Annotated in this window: 9 protein-coding genes; 7 read left to right on the plus strand and 2 right to left on the minus strand. The window is 50.2% G+C overall.

From position 1 onward, the window contains the following. The first annotated feature begins 317 nt into the window (after window positions 1–317). From K7P01_RS14265 to K7P01_RS14275, 3 genes are read left to right on the plus strand one after another with little or no spacing between them, the layout of a single operon-like run. Window positions 318–9,725 (plus strand): invasin domain 3-containing protein, encoded by a 9,408-nt coding sequence (locus K7P01_RS14265; RefSeq protein ID WP_267294080.1) that lies wholly within the window; start codon window positions 318–320, stop codon window positions 9,723–9,725. Then, window positions 9,722–10,687 carry a PorP/SprF family type IX secretion system membrane protein gene (locus K7P01_RS14270; RefSeq protein ID WP_267294082.1) on the plus strand — a complete coding sequence of 322 codons (966 nt, stop codon included), beginning with the start codon at window positions 9,722–9,724 and terminating at the stop codon, window positions 10,685–10,687. Before K7P01_RS14265 ends, K7P01_RS14270 begins: the two co-directional genes overlap by 4 nt. 13 nt (window positions 10,688–10,700) lie before the next feature. Beyond that, on the plus strand, window positions 10,701–12,614 hold the full coding sequence (locus K7P01_RS14275; protein ID WP_267294084.1) for an OmpA family protein: 1,914 nt from the start codon (window positions 10,701–10,703) through the stop codon (window positions 12,612–12,614). 133 nt (window positions 12,615–12,747) lie between these two features. Here the strand turns inward: K7P01_RS14275 and K7P01_RS14280 are convergent, their stop codons facing one another. After that, a complete protein-coding gene (locus K7P01_RS14280; RefSeq protein ID WP_267294086.1) occupies window positions 12,748–13,212 on the minus strand; it encodes a hypothetical protein in 465 nt (154 codons plus the stop codon). A 149-nt stretch (window positions 13,213–13,361) separates the two neighbouring features. On the opposite strand from K7P01_RS14280, the gene K7P01_RS14285 reads away from it, so the two are divergent. The 4 genes from K7P01_RS14285 to K7P01_RS14300 all read left to right on the plus strand — a co-directional run bounded on the left by K7P01_RS14285 (window position 13,362) and on the right by K7P01_RS14300 (window position 16,913). After that, window positions 13,362–13,928: a hypothetical protein gene (locus K7P01_RS14285; protein WP_267294088.1), complete on the plus strand. Its 567-nt coding sequence runs from the start codon at window positions 13,362–13,364 to the stop codon at window positions 13,926–13,928. A 48-nt stretch (window positions 13,929–13,976) separates the two neighbouring features. Further along, window positions 13,977–14,921 (plus strand): AraC family transcriptional regulator, encoded by a 945-nt coding sequence (locus K7P01_RS14290; RefSeq protein ID WP_267294090.1) that lies wholly within the window; start codon window positions 13,977–13,979, stop codon window positions 14,919–14,921. A gap of 216 nt (window positions 14,922–15,137) precedes the next feature. Next, on the plus strand, window positions 15,138–15,944 hold the full coding sequence (locus K7P01_RS14295; protein WP_267294091.1) for a type 1 glutamine amidotransferase domain-containing protein: 807 nt from the start codon (window positions 15,138–15,140) through the stop codon (window positions 15,942–15,944). 114 nt (window positions 15,945–16,058) lie between these two features. Further along, the gene (locus K7P01_RS14300; RefSeq protein WP_267294093.1) at window positions 16,059–16,913 is read left to right on the plus strand and encodes an SDR family oxidoreductase; all 855 of its coding nucleotides are present in this window, start codon (window positions 16,059–16,061) and stop codon (window positions 16,911–16,913) included. Window positions 16,914–17,057: 144 nt separating this feature from the next. Here the strand turns inward: K7P01_RS14300 and K7P01_RS14305 are convergent, their stop codons facing one another. Beyond that, window positions 17,058–17,756 carry a hypothetical protein gene (locus tag K7P01_RS14305; protein WP_267294095.1) on the minus strand — a complete coding sequence of 233 codons (699 nt, stop codon included), beginning with the start codon at window positions 17,754–17,756 and terminating at the stop codon, window positions 17,058–17,060. Window positions 17,757–17,793 lie beyond the last annotated feature (37 nt).

Below are 17,793 nucleotides of genomic sequence, written 5' to 3' on the forward strand. Positions count from 1 at the left end.
AAAATCCTTGCATGTCACAAAAAATGCGGGGTTCTTATTTCGTATTCTATTTTCATTGTATCTTCTCATGAGTCTTTGATGCAACGCTAACATCACCTATTATCACCATGCACGTATCCAGGTATTCTCTCCTGCTTGCCACTTTGATTTTTAGTACGCTCCCTTCCTTTAGCCAGACCGCAGGTTTAATCTATAAAACTGCAGGTACCGGATCGCCCATACTGGATCCTAACGGAGATGGCTACACGTCTGCGACAACTTTCGGTTTTACAACCAATGATCAGGTGCAAAGTGAAATTCCATACAAACCAATTCCAGTGCCATCTGTGGAGCCCACGGCTGATCCAGGTCCGGGCCCGGACTGTGGATTTACGGATTTTGTTGACTCGGGAGTAGAGGATCCGGAGCTAACCTATTTCGACGGCACCAATCTGCTCTACCGGATGAGGATCGGAAATACAGCTCCCAATTCAAAAGGATATAGCATCCTGATCGACACCGATCAAAAATTTGGATTTAGCGGCCCCAATGCCGACCCCAACGCCGTCGTCGGAAACCCCGGGTTTGAAATAGAGATTTCCCTGCAGACCAATTTTTTTGTAGGGCTATATGCTGTTGACGGCACGACTACCCCGTCATTAAAAACAAGCTTTCCGTACGATAATTATGCGCAGAAGTCCATCGCATTAACAACAAACTGCGGAACGCCCGACTACTTCTATGACTTTTTTATTCCGTTCGCGGCGATTACGGCAAACTTCCCGTCTGTCACGACGGCAACGCCGCTGCGGATGCTGGCGATCACAACCATGAACCCATCTCCGGCCGTCGGGAACAATGCTCAGTCAGATGTGGGCGGGATTGACGATGCCGCCTATGGGTATAACTACGACAATATCTTTCAGGCAATCATTAACAATTTTTACCCAACGCCGGTAACCGGAATTAATACCGGCTTCCCTGCCGACAGAACTTCATGCCCCTCCATAACCAGTTCACTGAACGTTAATTCAACGAGCATTGGTGGAACTTCTTCCGAAGTCAACGGGACTATCATTAAGGTCTATAAAAATGGCACCGTATTAAATACGACGACGGTAAGCTCCGGCGCCTGGACACTGTCGGGCGTCTCCGGCCTTATTGCGAATGATGTCATCACCGCGTCAGCAACGGCACCTGGCAAAACGGAATCCGTTATAAACTGCAGCAATGTCATTGTAGCGATTAGCTGTTCTGCCGACGTTACTATCAATGCCACGAACACCAGCGCAAAAAACATCGGCGGAAGTGGTGTCGTCGGAGCAACCATAAAAATCTACCAAAATGGTGTTGCTCTAACGCCAAACCCGGTCTCCAGTGCTACCGTGGCAAGCGATGGCACGTTTTGCTGGAAGAATAATGGAAATACAGGAAGCTGTAATGGTGGTACCAACTCACTCTCGGGAGGATACCGGGTCACCCAGACCGAACCTTCAAAATGCGAATCAAGTGGACTATATGTCTGCGTCGGATCATCACCCACTCAGACCGCGGCACCGGTCATAACAACGAGTCCTATTACGACCAGCACAACTTCCGTAACCGGAACATCCGTATCAGGGGCCGTTATTGAGCTGTATGCGGGTACCACTGCTATTGGAAGAGCCACCGCTTCCGGAACAAGCTGGACCATTACCGGGCTAACCTTTGCCATCGGGCAGGCGATCACGGCGAAAGCCATTTCAGGAACGAACTGCCTTTCGAACGCTTCCAATACAGTAACCGTCACGTCGCCATCGGGCGGCGCGACGTTGGCACCTATCATCACTGGCTCGTATTGTACGGCCAGTACCATCTCTGCTGTGTCCGGAACGTCGGTGGAAGCAACCGGAACGACCATTCAGGTATATAATGGGGTTACCTTGCTGGGTTCTACTACAACCCTGGCCACAGGCACATGGACTGTCACAGGATTGACCATCGCTTCAGGAACAACCATTACAGCGAGGGCAACGGCTGTGGGGAAAACACAAAGTGCCCCGTCGAACAGCGTTACGATAAAAGGCGTCTCCAGCAACGCCGGGTTAACTGTAACCGGGCCGATCGTCGAAAATCAAACTCCTATCACGGGCACATTGTCCACGCCGGGAACGGTAAACGTATATGCAGATGGGTCATTCCTGGGCACCGCCACGGTGACAGGAAGTACATGGAGCTATAGCCCGGCTTTTCCGGCGACTGAAATTTATGCGGGCGCATCCGTCACGGCAACCGTCACCATTGGATCAAATTGTGAAAGCCCGGCCAGCACGGCGGTAGTCGTGCAATGCGCGGCGCCATCCACGGGGTTGACAATTTCTCCTTCTTCTGCCATTTGTGCGGGGACCACCGCTACCGTCACGATTACCAGTCCCGAAAGCGGCGTAACCTATCAGCTATTTGACGGCAGCAGTAGCTCCGGTTCTGCGAAAATAGGCACCGGAAGTTCCATTACTCTAACCTCAGGAGTATTGACGTCCTCCACTACTTTATCGGTGAAAGCCGTTAAAATATCTGCGGTGCCCTGCGCCAGCACACTGACGTCAACGCATGCCGTAACGGTCACGCCGGTCATCGCTACGAATACATTAACCGTGCCGGCGGTCACCTCGTTTTGTGGGAATGGTGACGCCACCGAGATCACCGGCTCGGCACCGTCTGGAGGCAACGGAACGTATACATATCAGTGGCAGTCCAGTGCGGACAATATTCTTTTCAACGATATCGCCGATGCGACGTCGCAGCATTATGATCCGCCGGCTGTGTTGGCAACGACATATTTCAGGAGAACCGTTTCCAGCGGCGGATGCGCCAGCAACAGTCCTTCCGTCACGATTACCATACAACCGACGGACCTGACCAATACGATCACAGCGCCGGCAGTCACCTCCTTTTGTATTACAGGTGACCCGCTGACGATCACCGGATCTTTACCTACCGGTGGAACAGGCACCTATGCCTATCAATGGCAAAGCAGTACCGACGACATGGTATTCAACAACATAAACCTTGCTACCGCCCAGCATTATGACCCGCCTGTTACCGCAGCCACCACGTATATCCGAAGATCGGTGACAAGCGGACCATGTCTAAATTTTCCCAGTCCGTCTATTAAGTTTAGCGTAGCTTCTGTGAGCAAAACGCTCATCACCGCCACGCCGTCATCCATTGCTGCGAATGGTACCAGCGCAGCGTTTATCATTGTACAATTAAAGGACGCCGCCGAAAACGACTTAACGACCAGCGCCTGTACCCCGCTCCTGTCTACAACAGCAGGAACACTTTCCACGCTCACGGATAATGGAGACGGTACCTTTTCAGCCACGCTAACGTCCACCGTTTCGCCGGCAACCGCTACAATCTCCGGGTCCTTAAATGGCAGCCCCATTACGGATACAGAAATCGTCACGTTTGTTTCCAGCGGGATTCCCAGCACAGCGACGTCAACGATAACCGCGGCGTCCGCATCGATCACGGCCAATGGCGTAAGCACGTCGCTCATCACTATACAACTGAAGGATGCCGGGGGCACAAACCTGGCAACGGGAGGCGCCGTAGTAGGGCTGTCAAGCACCGCGGGAACACTCTCCTCCATCACCGACAATGGTGACGGAACCTACACGGCAATTCTCACCGCTGAAGCGACGCCCGGCATCGCTACGATCACGGGAATAATCGGTGGTGTTGCGATTACAGATAATGAGGTTGTAACATTCGTACCAGGTCCCGCCGATGCCACTACTTCAATCATCACCGCATCACCGACGTCCATACTGGCTAACGGGGTAGCTACATCTACCATTACAGTCCAGCTGAAAGATGCTACCGGAAATAACCTGACGAGCGGTGGTGCCACGGTTACACTAGCGAGAACGTCTGGAACCCTCAGCCCGGTAACTGACAACGGCAACGGAACCTACACGGCTACCCTCACCTCTTCTACGATTGCCGGAAATTCCTCCATCACCGGTATTGTTGGCGGTGTCGCCATCACAGATGACGAAGTAGTCACCTTCACGCCCGGTGCAGCCAGCATCGCGACGTCAATCATTACCGCTTCGCCAACATCCATAGTCGCCGACGGATCGAGTACATCGACCATCACAGTCCAGCTGAAAGATGCCAATGGCAATAATCTTACAACAGGAGGAGCGACTGTCACACTGGCGAGAACATCAGGAACCCTCAGTGCAGTAATTGACAATGGGAACGGAACCTATACAGCTACCTTAACGTCTTCGACTACAGCAGGCAACTCCACGATCACTGGCACCATCGGGGGTGTTACTATCACCGACAATGAAGTAGTCACCTTTACGCCTGGTGTAGCTAGCGTAGCAACCTCAACGATCATTGCTTCGCCAGCATCGATAACCGCCAACGGATCCAGTACTTCTACAATTACGGTTCAGCTGAAAGATGCGAACGGCAACAATCTCACAACCGGAGGCGCTGCTGTCGTGTTAGCAACAACAGCAGGAACACTGAGTGCAGTAACCGACAACGGCAACGGAACCTACACCGCTACGCTGACCTCTTCGACTACAGCAGGGGCCTCCACGATCACCGGAACCATCGGGGGTGTTACTATCACCGACAACGAAGTAGTTACCTTCACACCAGGAGCAGCCAGCACGGCAACTTCAATCATTGCGGCTTCGCCAACATCCATCCCGGCCAACGGAATCAGTACATCTACAATTACCGTCCAATTAAAAGACGCCAATGGCAATAATCTTACGGCAGGAGGAGCTACTGTGACACTGGCGAGAACATCCGGAACCCTCAGTGCAGTAACTGATAATGGAAACGGAACTTATACAGCCACCTTAACGTCTTCGACCACAGCAGGGAACTCTACTGTCACAGGCACCGTCGGTGGTGTCACCATCACCGACAACGAAGTAGTCGCCTTCACGCCGGGAGCAGCCAGCGTGGCAACTTCGACCATTACGGCTTCGCCAACATCCATCACGGCCAACGGAATCAGTACATCTACAATTACTGTCCAATTAAAAGACGCCAATGGCAATAACCTCACCACAGGTGGTGCTACGGTAGTGTTGGTACGGACATCCGGAACCTTAAGCGCTGTAACCGATAATGGAAATGGAACCTATACAGCCACCTTAACATCTTCGACTACAGCAGGGAACTCTACTATCACAGGTACCATTGGGGGTGTCGCCATCACCGACAACGAAGTAGTCATCTTCACGCCGGGAGCAGGGAGTATAGCAACTTCGACTATTACGGCCTCACCAACATCCATAACTGCCAATGGATCCAGCACTTCTACGATCACCGTTCAGCTAAAAGACGCCAACGGCAATAATCTTACGACAGGGGGTGCTACGGTGACACTGGCGAGAACATCCGGAACTCTCAGTGCAGTAACTGACAATGGAAACGGAACCTATACCGCTACGCTGACCTCTTCGACTATAGCAGGGAGCTCTATTGTCACAGGCACCGTTGGTGGTGTCGCCATCACCGATAACGAAGTAGTCACCTTTGCACCGGGAGCAGCCAGCGTAGCCACTTCAACGATCGTTGCTTCGCCAACGTCGATAACTGCCAATGGATCCAGTACTTCTATTATTACCGTTCAGCTGAAAGATGCCAATGGCAATAACCTCACAACCAGTGGCGCCGCTGTCGTGTTAGCAACAACAGCAGGAACATTGAGTACAGTAACCGATAACGGAAACGGAACCTATACCGCTACGCTGACCTCTTCGACTACGGTAGGGAACTCCACGGTCACCGGAACCATCGGTGGTGTCACCATCACCGAGAACGAAGTAGTCGCCTTCACGCCAGGCGCAGCCAGCGCGGCAACTTCGACCATTACGGCTTCACCAACATCCATCACGGCCAACGGAATCAGTACGTCTACAATTACTGTTCAACTAAAAGACGCCAATGGCAATAATCTTACGTCAGGAGGTGCTGCTGTGACGCTGGTGAGAACATCCGGAACCCTCAGTGCAGTAACTGACAATGGAAACGGAACCTATACAGCTACCTTAACCTCTTCGACTACAGCAGGAAACTCTACTATCACAGGTACCATTGGTGGCGTCGCCATCACCGATAACGAAGTTGTGACCTTCACACCGGGTATAGCCAGCACAGCAACTTCGACTATTACGGCCTCACCGACATCCATAACCGCCAATGGATCCAGTACTTCTACGATCACTGTTCAACTGAAAGATGTCAACGGCAATAACCTGACAACTGGCGGCTCTACCGTAGTATTGTCAACAACGACTGGAACCCTGGGCGCTGTAACCGACAATGGTAATGGCACGTACACTGCTACGTTGACTTCTGCGATTACGGCAGGAACCTCCACCATTACCGGCACCATCGGTGGTGTTGCCATCACCGACAACGAAGTAGTCACCTTTGCGCCTGGTGCAGCCAGTGTAGCAACCTCAACGATCGTTGCTTCGCCGACGTCGATAACAGCGAACGGGTCCAGCACCTCTGTCATTACGGTTCAACTGAAAGACGCGAATGGTAACAATCTTACAACCGGTGGCGCTACAGTCACATTAGCAGCAACTGCCGGAACCATCAGCGCTGTAACCGACAACGGGAATGGGACTTATACCGCCAGCTTAATTTCGTCCACGACAGCAGAAAATTCGACGATCACAGGTGCCATCGGCGGTGTGGCCATTGCCGATACGGAGGTGGTAACGTTCACCTCCGGTATCGCCAGTGTGGCAACTTCGACTATCACGGCTTCGCCAACATCGATCACCGCTAACGGAAGCAGCACTTCTATCATTACCGTCCAGTTGAAAGATACAAACGGTAACAATCTCACAACCGGTGGCGCAACGGTGGCACTGGCAACAACTTCCGGATCGCTTTCTTCCATAACCGATAACGGAAACGGAACGTACACAGCTACATTAACTTCTTCAACGACCGCCGGAAGCTCCACGGTCACGGGTACCCTTGGTGGTGTCGCGATTACCGACAACGAAATGGTGGCATTCACGCCGGGAGCGGTCAGCACAGCAACGTCAACCATTACCGCCTCGCCAACATCCTTAACCGCCAATGGATCCAGCACTTCTATCGTTACTGTTCAGTTGAAAGATGCCAACGGCAACAATCTTACAACGGGTGGCGCTACCGTAACGTTAGCAGCAACTGACGGGACCCTCAGCACCGTAACTGACAATGGAAACGGAACGTACACGGTTACATTAACTTCATCAACAACCGCCGGAAATTCGACCGTTACAGGTACTGTTGGCGGTGTCGCCATCCTCGACAACGAAGTGATAACGTTCAGCCCCGGTACAGCAAGTATAGCAACGTCAACCATTACGGCCTCGCCAACATCGATCACCGCGAATGGAGCCAGTACTTCCACCATTACAGTCCAGCTGAAGGATATCCATGGCAATAACCTCACCACGGGTGGCGGTGCCGCCGTCGTATTGGCAACAACGGACGGAACGTTGAGTGCGGTGACTTACGCTGGAAACGGGACCTACACCGCGACGTTGACCGCCCCAACGATTTCAGGAAACGCTACGATCACCGGCACGATCGATGCAGTCCCAATAACCGACAACGAGGTCGTAACCTTCACGCCAGGAGCAGCCAGCGCGGCGACATCAATCCTTGCGGCGTCGCCTACATCGATCACGGCGAACGGATCCAGCACGTCTACCATTACGATTCAACTGAAAGACGCTGATGGAAATAACCTCACCACTGGTGGCGCCACCGTTGCACTAACCACGACTTCCGGATCGCTTTCTTCTGTAACCGATAATGGAAATGGTACTTATACCGCCACGTTGACCTCTTCCACCACCACCGGAAATGCCACGATCACCGGCACCGTCGGTGGTGTTACAATAACCGACAACGAAATAGTAGCCTTTATCTCTGGCGCAGCCAGTGTCGCGACGTCAACGATCACCGCTTCGTCCTCTTCGATCGTAGCGGACGGCGTCACGACCACTACCATTACCGTGCAGCTGAAAGATGCCAATGGAAATAACCTCACCGCCGGTGGCGTGGCTGTCGCCCTGACGGCAACTTCCGGAACGTTATCCTCCCTAACCGACAATGGCGATGGGACCTATACGGCGACATTAACCGCACCGGTCACTACCGGAAGTACTACGATTACGGGTACGATCGACGGGGGAGGGATAACCGATACCGAGGTAGTGACTTTCGTGCCGGGTGCCGCGAGCGCAGCCACGTCGACCCTGGCCGCCTCACCGACATCCATCACGGCCGACGGGGCCAGCACGTCCACCATTACTATCCAACTGAAAGATGCCAACGGCAATAATCTGACAGCCGGTGGTGCTACCGTGGTGGTGTCGGGAACTTCGGGGACCCTCAGCGCTGTGACCGATCATGGAGACGGAACGTATACAGCCACGCTAACATCATCGGAAACCGCAGGAAACGCCACGATCACCGGTAGCGTTGACGGCGTAGCGCTAACCGACGACGAAGTTGTAGCCTTCACGCCCGGTGCAGCCAGTGCAGCCACGTCTACGATAACCTCTTCTGTAACATCCGTGCTGGCGGATGGCGCCACGACCACCATGATTACTATCCAACTGAAAGATGCCAGTGGCAATAATCTTACCGTGGGTGGTGACGATGTGGCCCTGTCGACAACGCTGGGTACGCTTACAGGTGTGACGGATCATGGCGATGGAACATATACTGCTACGTTTACGTCATCGCTCTCCACGGGTATGGCCGTTATCTCAGGGACTGTAAATGCCGTCGCGATAACCGATACAGAAACGATCTTCATCACAGATCGTTTAGCCAGTGCGGTAACGTCTACGATCACAGCGTCTCCCACCTCGATTGCTGCGGACGGGACTTCCACAAGCCTGATCACCGTACAACTAAAAGATGCCGCGGACGATCCGCTTACTTCGGGCGGCAACACCGTCGCACTCGCTTCAACCCTGGGAACACTCTCCGCCATAACCGACAACGGCGACGGCACCTATTCGGCGGTACTCACGTCGTCTCTTCAACCGGGTCAAAGTATCATTACGGGAACCGTAAATAATGTCGGCATGACAGACGATGCCACGGTTACGTTCACCATGCTACCAGACGAAACGCTTATCAGTACTATCACGGCCGATCAGCTGACCCTTCCCGCAGATGGTGCCAGCACGTCTATCATTACGATTACCGTAAAAGACAGCGACGGCAACATGGTCAGCGGTGTTGAAATCGCAATCAGCACAACCGCTGGTGTAGTTTCCGACGTCACCGACCACCAGGACGGAACGTATACGGCCGTCCTTACGTCGTCTGCAACACCCGGCGAAGCGATACTGTCCTACAGCCTGAACGGGGAACCCGCTTCGAATTCCCTCAGCATCACGTTTACACCGCCAACGGGAGGCTTTTTTATACCGGAGGGTTTTTCGCCGGATGGAGATGGCGTCAACGATACTTTTATTATTCAAGGCATCGAAAATAAGAAGGTGACCTTACAGGTATACAATCGCTGGGGTGAGCTGGTATATCAGGCAGACGAATATAAAAATGACTGGGACGGGCTTGCTACCCGCGGGATTGTTCTCGGCGACAAACTTCCTGACGGAACCTATTTCTATGCCATCGACCTGAACAACGGTGACAAGCCGTTGGTACGCTACATGACCATAAAAAGAAAATGATATTTAACCGAACCAAGTATAACAAGATGAATACCATGCGACACAATACCGGAAAAATGCTAGCGCTTCTTTTTATGACGGTTGCGTATAGCGTGCAGGCGCAGCAGGACCCTACGTATTCGTTATTTATGTACAATGGCCTAGCCATTAATCCGGCGGTAGCCGGAAGCGCCGAAACGCTGAGTGCTACCGCCCTGTACCGCAAGCAATGGGCAGGTATTAAAGGCGCGCCGGAGACACTGACGCTGAATGTCGACGCGCCGTTCTGGAATAAAAGGGTCGGGCTGGGCCTCTCCGTCATAAACGATAAGATCGGCGTTATGCAGAACCTGAATATCAACGCGCTCTACGCGTACCGCATCCGGTTTGAAACGGGTACGCTTTCTATGGGTATACAGGCGGGTATGAATAAGTTTTCGGCGGATTATTCGTCGGTCGTAACCAACCCTCAGAATACCACTGACAACTCCTTTACGGAAAATACAAACCACACTGTATTCAACTTCGGTTCAGGCTTTTATTATTATTCAGAAAAGTTTTATGCCGGTATTTCCTGCCCACATTTTATTAATCAGCAGCTCGATGGCATCAAGGATACAAACGGAGAACAAGCACACCAGTATCGCCACTACTTTTTAACCGCCGGATATGTGTTCGACGCCGGCGAAATGTTTAAAATCAAACCTTCGACCCTTGTGAAGATCGCCGAGGGAGCGCCGCTTCAGGTTGATATCAACTCCAACTTCTGGTATGACGAAAAGATCGGCCTCGGCTTTTCATACCGTACCAATGACTCGTTCACCACGTCGCTTCAATTCCAGATCGACAAATTCAGGATTGGCTATGCGTATGATCTTATTGTTTCATCTTTTAAAAGATACGCTACCGGCAACAATGAAATTATGGTCAGGTTTGAGCTGGCCGAAAAACATAAAAGAGTTCTGACGCCTCGTTACTTCTAATTCCCATCGAATCATGAGAACGTTCTTCTTCCTGCTGTTTTCGGTTCTTTTCCTGCAACAGACGCTTGGCCAACAATCAGATCTTAAAAAAGCAGATACATACTTTGATCGGTTTCAATATGCATCTGCGGCCGCCGCCTACGAAAAGATATTGGCCCTGGATACCGCGAATGTTAATGCCCTTAAAAATATAATTGTTTGTTACCGTAAATTAAACGACTCTGCCAACGCTGAAAAGTGGCTTGCCAGAATGTGTTCGCGGGACGGCGTGGACGGCAACTATTTCCGACAATACGGAGAAGTTCTGGCGGCGAACAAAAAATATGAGCAGGCTGTAGTCTGGTATAAAAAATATTTGGGAAAGACACCTGACGACGCCATCGCGAAGCTCATTGCCAGTTACAAAACAATGAATGATTTTTATAGAGACTCGTCACTTTATACCATCCGATCACTCCCCTTCAATTCAAAGCAGGCAGACTTCAGTCCTGCTTATTACCAGGGAGGTATCTTATTCTGTTCGGCCAGAAGCGGCAGCTCAAACGGGGCGACCTATGCCTGGGACAATTCCGCATATATAGATTTATATTATGTGATCCAACTAACCGACTTGCCACTGCCTTTTGCGAAGCAAATAAACTCCTCGTTACACGAGGGCCCGGCAACGGCCTCCTCCCGTGGAGACACGTTATTTTTTACCCGGAATAATCAATCTGGGAAGTCATCAAAAAGCAGTGATGGGATCACACGGCTCAGCATTTTTTACAGTGTGCAGAAAGACAGCGCGTGGCAAAAGGCACAGCCCTTCGAGTTGAATAACGATGGCTACTCCCTGGGGCATCCTGCACTCGCGCCGGATCACAAGCTATATTTTGTGTCAGATATGCCCGGGGGATTGGGTGGTACCGATTTATACTGGACTCGGTACGTCAACGGTCATTGGTCGGCCCCGATAAACCTGGGTCCTGGCATCAATACATCAGGGAACGAAATGTTTCCCTATATAGATCAACAAGGCAACTTATACTTTGCTTCCACGACACATGCCGGGTTGGGCGGCTTGGATAACTTCCGGGCCGAGGCAACAGCCGGCGGCTTCAAGTCGCCTTCGAACCTCGGCTACCCGATCAATTCTTCAAAAGACGATTTTGGGTTCATTATTAAAAACGATCAGGGATATTTCAGCTCAAATCGCGGTGCCGACGCAAAAGATGACAATCTCTACGCTTTTACGATAGATTATACTCTTTACTTAACTATCCGTGCGCAACGCAGCGATGGTAAACCGGTAGATCATTTCACACTTGAACTCACCGAAAATGGCGCGGCTCCCATAACACTGCCAGTGGACCAGGTCGCCACCCGGCCATTTAACAGGCAACGCAGTTACGACCTAACCTGTACCAAAGACGGCTATCAGCCGAAGCATCTTACCCTGACCGCGGCCGACCTGGCAAAGTACCGGTCGTATGAGACCATTGTCTTTCACCTCGAGGAAACTTTGCCAAAGCCCATCGCGGTAACACCACGCGGCCAACAGGTGCTTCCGCCAGCGGTGTCGTTATTCGAAAAGAATGAGATCGGTCAACTGATCGAGCTCGATATCCGGTACGATGTAAACAAATCCAACATTCGTAAAGATGCGGCGGCCGAGCTCGACAAGCTGGTTATTTTCCTGCAAAAAAATCCCACCGTAACGATTGAGCTAGGCTCGCATACCGACAGTCGAGGAAGCGAAGACACGAACCTGGCGCTTTCCCAAAAACGTGCTACCGCCGCTGCGCTTTATGTCACCTCGAAGGGAATCAGTATCCAACGAATTGTTCCGGTTGGTTATGGTGAAAACAATCTAAAAATCCGCAATGCAAAAAGCGAGGAAGAGCACCAGCAAAACCGCCGGACTACTGTAAAGATAATTCGTAACTGAAGTTCTTGTTAACCCAGAAGGAGCCGGCAAAAAATAGAGATGTTACTATGGGATGAGCACTGGTCGGATCTCCTGTTTATATCGTAATCATCCTTTTACTATCAGGCCGTCTTTGTGGGACTCGATATATCATTTAGTCCTGAATTACCCTCTTAAATAGTACACCATCTTTGTAGTAAACGATCATCGTTACACCTTGGCCGGTTCGTTCATAGTAACGGGGTTTGTCGGTTGTCTGCCAGTTTACCTTTCGGTGTTGTGTGATGGCTTCCGTCCAATGACGGCTGGCTGTATCGGCGGGTACCTCCGTCATTCCAGCACACCATTTGGACACGTCAGTGGTGTCTATTTTAACGACAAATTTATAGTCCCAGGAGGATGCGCCAGGAACGGACAGGGACCGACTGCTAAATCCGTTGACATTGAACAATTCAAATTCGGCGTCTTTAATGGCTGAAAAGGGCTTTATCGCATGGCTTAAAATTTCCACCCGCTCTGTGCTGTTCCTGTAATTGTCGCTATCGAGCTTCGTTTCAGGATCGCATTGAGTGAGGCAGAATAGAAATCCGATGGATAAAAGATGATAGGTTTTCGTCATGTTATAGGCCTGTTAATGTAACAAAGTTTGGTAATCCGTTCAATAGATGGATATGTACGGTGCTCAGGTCGATCTTTGAAAGTCACAAGCGTCCCTTTGATAGGAATAAGCGGTGGTCGCGCCTATTGATGTTTATTTGCGGGGGGCAAATGCTGGAGACGCAATGTGTAGTGGGTCAGAAGAACATCATGGATATGTGGGCATTTAATATTTCGCTTCCGGGCTGGGGATCGTATGCTTTCAAGGCGGATCATTTCATTATTAAGGACTGGAAACAACATGCGCTTGCCGCGTACCTGTCGGCAGCATGCGCACCTTTTTATAAAGTTTTTCATGTGACCGCCGGAAAGGGACTTTTGATTGCCGGTGTGCATCACTATGTACTAGGACCGGGGAATGTCGCGTTCATTCGTCCGGATGAGTTCATTGCATGGAGAACACTCTCCGGTGACATCGACGGGCACTTCTGTTTTGTTCATCCCAGCTTCTTCAAGGGTGCCAGCCATGTACTCGACTCGTTCCTGACCTTTCCACACGCGCACCCCGCAACGGCCGTAGTGCCGTTAAATCAAATTCAGTCCGGGAACGTCCAACAATCGTTCGAACTGATGCGCCAGGAAGCGGCGGGGCATTTTGACGATAAAAAGCAGGCTATTTTACTACACCTGCAAATGATATTGCTAAAGGTTCGTCGGGCAGGCAGAGAATACTATTGAGGTTCTCGTCTATTTCATTATTAAAAAGGTTTTTATAATTTCGATTGTATGGAAAAAACAGCTATTCCCCGTTTCGCGTTGGAACCTTTTGCTGTGGCAAGTTACCAAGGTCCGGTGATGCAAGTACAACATTACCCGATCGACACCAGTTATTTCGTAATCGAGAATAGAGCAACTTATCCCATCATAGACTATATCTCTCCGAACCGGAGGGATTTTTACAAGATTTTTCACATGACTTCCGGCACCGGTGTGCTCACGGTTGGCTTATATCGGTACGAAGTCGGACCTGGAGACATCGCCTTCCTACATCCCGACGAGATCATGTCGTGGCACACCACGTCGCCGGGAACCGGCGGTCATTTTTGTTTGATACATCCCCGCTATTTCGACCGCGACGCTGAGCACGTTCATCAACTCATGAAGAATTGCCCGTACTTCAAAGCGCCGAACGCCGTGGTGCGGTTAACTGCCGGACAGTCTACTGCGGTAAACCAGCATTTCGAAAACATCTTAAAAGAAGCGAGGAGCGACAACGACGACAAGAAACAAGCACTGCTTCTCTATCTGCAAATGATGCTGGTGGAGGTTCAGCGTGCGGGTAAAAACATGAAGAATGCAGCAGTGTCAGAGAGCTATGGCTATATCTATAATTTTCTTTCGTTACTCGAATCGTCGTTTCAGCTCAACGATCGCCAGACATCGGTGAAGATCAAGACGGCCACCGAATTCGCTGATCAACTGAATGTCCATCCTAATTATTTAAACGCCCTTGTGAAGCAGAACACCGGAAAGACGGTTCGCGAACATATCCAGGAACGGCTGTTGTACGAGGCTAAAACACTGCTTCTGCGGACGGACCTTACCATTCGTCACATCAGTCATGGGTTGGGATTCTCCGATCCCGCCGCATTCACCTCTTTCTTTAAAAAGAAAGAAAATGTGTCTCCCTCAACTTTCAGGAAAGACGGTTTGGCCCAGGCCAATACTTAACAAACAACGTAATTTCATAACGTCGATTTGTTACACAGGTGTTTCGACACTATGGAACGTGCAATAGTATTGCTTTTAGTTCCGTTGTCTGTATTCTTCCAGCCCGTGCCATCCAATCTTTGAAACTCACAAGTATCCCTCTGATGTGCGTAAGGCCTGGCTACCCCCTGTAGCCGTTATTTGTATCATAATTCAATGCACAAAATTATGAATACAATGAAAGCTTCTATTTCAAAATTCCTGGCAGGCCTGTTGGTGTTGATAGCAACCCTGGCAACAAATACATGTACGTATGCTAACGGCAACAACTCAAATACACCACCCAGGAAGAAAATTCTGATCGTCCTTTCAGCCGCGAGCGAATGGACACGCGCTGATGGATCGAAATATCCTTCCGGATATTGGACGGAAGAGTTTGTCGATGTACATGAAAAATTTGTTGCAGCTGGCTTTGACGTTGACATTGCCACTCCGGGTGGAAAGAAACCAACGGCCGACCCGCATAGCCTCGATCCCAAGTTTGCGGGAGCAAGAGTAGACGCGTTCAAAAAGTACCTGCAAGATCTTTCGGGTGAAATTTCTCATCCACTTGTACTCGGTAAGATAAATATGGCAAAGTATGATGCCGTAGTGATTCCCGGTGGCCATGGACCTGTGGAAGATCTTTATAAAGACAAAGACATGGGTCACGTGCTTTTCGAAGCCGAAAAGACGAATAAGATCATCGGTGTCATTTGTCATGGTCAGGCTGCCCTTTTAAGTGCAGTCGACGAGAAAGGTAACTGGTTGTTCAAAGGTACAACGCTGACTTCCTTTAGCGATGAAGAAGAAATCGAGTTCGGGACGGCAAGCAATGCGCCCTGGCTCCTGGCGTCGCGGCTTAGACAATGTGGCGCAAACTACCAGCGTGGTGAAAAGAACTGGGAGGCGTTCGTGGTGACCGATGGCAACGTCATCAGCGGTCAGAATCCAGCATCGAGTATCCCAATGGCGGAGGCCATCATTGTGGCGCTAAACAAGTAACCCTTAACAATTAGAATTCAGGAGCGATAAGCATGCAGTATGTGTTGTGCTTATCCTCCGAATACACGGCTAGAAAACATCATTAATAATTTGTCAACCCTAAAACAAACATGTATGGAAACGAAAAAAGTATGGTACGTTACGGGCGCCTCAAAAGGTTTAGGCCTGGCTCTGATCAAAAAACTTATTCACGACGGATACCGCGTCGCGGCAACATCACGGAACGTAAGCGACCTGGACAAAGAAATCGGATCGAACGTTAACTTCCTGTCTCTTGGCGTGGACATCGCGAACGAAACGAGTGTTCGGGCGAGTATCGAAAAGACTTTACAGAAATTCGGAACGATCGACGTGGTGGTAAACAACGCCGGCTATGGACAACTCGGAACCCTGGAAGAAACCAGCGATGAAGAAGCGCATGAAAATTTTAATGTCAACGTGTTTGGAACATTGAACGTTATTCGCGCGGTGATGTCGCATTTCCGTCAGAAAAAATCCGGTCGGATCATCAACATTTCATCTATCGCCGGCTTCCTGGGTGGCTTCCCTGGCTGGGGTATTTACAACGCCACGAAGTTTGCCGTGGCAGGCTTAACAGAAGCGCTCGCCGTGGAAGCGAAGTCGCATGGCGTCACCGCGACAATTGTTTATCCTGGTTATTTTAAGACAAACTTTTTAAAGCAAGGATCGCTTCGCCTCGCCAAGAATCGGATTGCAGATTACAAGGAAGCACGCGACCTGGAGGTAATTCACGATACACAAATAATCGGAAACCAACCGGGTGATCCTGAAAAAGCAGCCGCAGCGTTTGTAACCCTTGGCGAAAGTAAAAACCCTCCGCTGCATCTGTTCCTGGGGACCGATTCATTCAACATGGCGAATGGAAAGATTGAGACCCTGCAACAGGAGTTACGTACAAATGAAGCACTGAGCAAGTCAACAGACTTTGTAGCACAGACAGTAGCATAAGAACATGCCTTCATAGGCTCCCGGTTACTGCTTCCTCTGTTGGGAGGGTTGAGCAGGAGGCGTGACCGGGCTATGGAGGTAATTTTCTTTTCGCAAGCTAGCGGATATGGCCAGGAAAAAATAAGCTTAACGGTTGAGCGACCGTTAACGGGTTTTTGCTTCGGTCAGTTTTTCTTCCAGCGCCAACGCTCGCGGAATCAAGACGTGATCTTCAATCAAGGCATGAACAGCGAGGTCTCTTTCAAACACGTGCAACTGCGTGAGTAAGATTCGGTATGGAGTCTCATTTGTGACTGGTGGTTGGTACTGCAAAATCGTGTTCCTTACATTTGATAGGTCCTCTTCGGTGTCATGGTGATTATCGACGAAGCTTTTCAATGAGAAGTTTTTGGATTGATGCGTGCTGTCTAACGGCAAGGTCTTTTCATGCTCTGACTTTAGAAGCATATCAATGTAAGGCAGTACATGAACTTCTTCTGCCTTGATGTGTTCAATTAAATCTTTCTTATAGTTGCTGTAAAACCTGTCCAGCACGGAAAGGAGCGGATGGTTGCCATCGTAATTCTTCAAGAGGATACCGATACTTTGCTCGATTTCAAGTAATTTTTTTGACAAGTAGTAGCGATGCGTCCTTCTGATATAATCTACTATTGTCTGAAGAGAAAACCGCTCGTATTGTGCTGGTGCGAAATCGTTGAGATTTTCAAAGGATTCAAGTAATACGTAAATGAATTCACGGTCAATGTTTATGTCCTGTAATTCGTGATAAGAATGTAGAATATTGCTATTGAGCGGAATGGCATACCGTTGAACAATTTGATCCACTTCAAAAGGCTGCTCCATGACTATCGTATTTTTGTAATAAACCGACAATCTACCA

This window comes from Parachryseolinea silvisoli (assembly GCF_021190955.1).
GTDB lineage: Bacteria > Bacteroidota > Bacteroidia > Cytophagales > Cyclobacteriaceae > Ohtaekwangia > Ohtaekwangia silvisoli.

Bases quoted from the DNA above. Each gene is read 5' to 3' on its own strand.
- K7P01_RS14270 (WP_267294082.1), top strand. From the start codon at position 9,722: ATGATATTTAACCGAACCAAGTATAACAAGATGAATACCATGCGACAC.
- K7P01_RS14275 (WP_267294084.1), top strand. From the start codon at position 10,701: ATGAGAACGTTCTTCTTCCTGCTGTTTTCGGTTCTTTTCCTGCAACAG.
- K7P01_RS14280 (WP_267294086.1), bottom strand. From the start codon at position 13,212: ATGACGAAAACCTATCATCTTTTATCCATCGGATTTCTATTCTGCCTC.
- K7P01_RS14285 (WP_267294088.1), top strand. From the start codon at position 13,362: ATGCTGGAGACGCAATGTGTAGTGGGTCAGAAGAACATCATGGATATG.
- K7P01_RS14290 (WP_267294090.1), top strand. From the start codon at position 13,977: ATGGAAAAAACAGCTATTCCCCGTTTCGCGTTGGAACCTTTTGCTGTG.
- K7P01_RS14295 (WP_267294091.1), top strand. From the start codon at position 15,138: ATGAAAGCTTCTATTTCAAAATTCCTGGCAGGCCTGTTGGTGTTGATA.
- K7P01_RS14300 (WP_267294093.1), top strand. From the start codon at position 16,059: ATGGAAACGAAAAAAGTATGGTACGTTACGGGCGCCTCAAAAGGTTTA.
- K7P01_RS14305 (WP_267294095.1), bottom strand. From the start codon at position 17,756: ATGGAGCAGCCTTTTGAAGTGGATCAAATTGTTCAACGGTATGCCATT.